At 57.5% G+C, this 1249-nt stretch carries 3 protein-coding genes; 2 read left to right on the forward strand and 1 reads right to left on the reverse strand.

The features are described from left to right. Nucleotides 1-352: YybH family protein (locus FEM54_RS32755; RefSeq protein ID WP_138454305.1), on the reverse strand; the 352-nt coding region annotated here is incomplete at its 3' end. A gap of 148 nt (nt 353-500) precedes the next feature. Between FEM54_RS32755 and FEM54_RS32760 the strand changes: the two genes are divergently transcribed. Next, nucleotides 501-1019: a GNAT family N-acetyltransferase gene (locus FEM54_RS32760; RefSeq protein ID WP_099550464.1), complete on the forward strand. Its 519-nt coding sequence runs from the start codon at nt 501-503 to the stop codon at nt 1017-1019. 42 nt (nt 1020-1061) lie between these two features. Further along, a partial coding sequence (locus tag FEM54_RS32765) for a helix-turn-helix transcriptional regulator (RefSeq protein ID WP_138454306.1) occupies nt 1062-1249 on the forward strand: 188 nt, incomplete at its 3' end.

Raw genomic sequence — 1249 nt, forward strand, 5'->3', positions numbered from 1 at the left:
CCACCTTCCACTGCCCGTTGATACGCTGGTAGCCGGCAGTCACGCGCATCCAGCACGCCTTCACCACGCCATCCGGCCCGGCGCCGCCGCAGTGGGCCAGCCAGTGGGCAAACGCGCTGTCGGGCGCCTCAACGATATGCAGCTCATGAAATTCGAAAATGCCCGGGCCAGGGCAATGCTTCATGCATTCGTCCCAATGGGCGCGGTAGGCGGCCTTGCCCTTGAATTGCAGCGCAGTGACGGCGTCGAACGAGACGATATCGTCGGCGTAATAGCTGACAATTTTGTCGATATCACGATCAAGTACGGCTTGTTTCCATTGCTCGATCAGGGTGTTGATTGCAGTGCTCATGGCGATACTCCTGGGGGTTGGAAAATCACAAAGGACACTCCTGGTCGAATGGCCTTGAATGAAATCGACACGCCACTGAAAAATAATTTCGCGTGCATCAAACCCGCTAGAATCCACGCCTCTTTGTAGGATTTCGGATGCGCCCCCGATGGAAACCCGCCTCGTCGCCTATGAGACGCTGAGCCTTGTGCAAAAACAGCAGCTCGACACCCTGCAAGTGCACCCCGAGCAACTGGCGTATTCCGGCGATATCTACTGCGCGCTCAACAGCCTGCTGGTCAACCCCAAGCCCGGCGCAATCAAAGGCTTTGCACTACTGGCCGACGAAATGCCCGTGGCCTTCCTGCTGCTCAAACGCCCACCCTGCCTGCCCCATTGGGCCGATGAACACAGCGCCACGCTGCACGCGTTGCAGGTGGACCGGCATCAGCAAGGGCGCGGGTTTGGCAAAGCGTGTTTGCAGGCATTGCCGGCGGCGGCCCTGCAGGCGTGGCCGCAGATCAAGGCGCTGGAGTTGTCGGTGGACACGGACAATGTGGCGGCGATGGGGTTGTATCTGGCGGCTGGGTGGGTGGACAGCGGGGAGGCGTATAAGGGGCGGGTTGGGTATGAGCGCAGGTTGAGTTGGGTGTTTGGTCGGGATGGCATTGACAGCTTAAAAATGTAACGTATATATGACTTAAATAATCAAAAGTAATGAATACGTGACATGGACACTTCTATTATCACCCAACGCTTAGGCCAACAAGTTCGCTCCATGCGCCTCAACCGTGGCTATACACAAGCGGACCTGGCGAAACTTGCGGGCGTTACCCGGCAAAAACTGATCGAAATCGAGAAGGGCAGCCTCTCTGTTTCCATGAATGCCTATGCTCGCGTGATTGCCGCCCTGGGCAG

This window comes from Pseudomonas edaphica, from assembly GCF_005863185.1.
In the GTDB taxonomy this organism is placed as follows: Bacteria; Pseudomonadota; Gammaproteobacteria; order Pseudomonadales; family Pseudomonadaceae; genus Aquipseudomonas; species Aquipseudomonas edaphica.

What these genes read in the sequence shown, in the direction of transcription:
- FEM54_RS32760 (WP_099550464.1), top strand. Translation starts at nt 501, where the DNA reads ATGGAAACCCGCCTCGTCGCCTATGAGACGCTGAGCCTTGTGCAAAAA.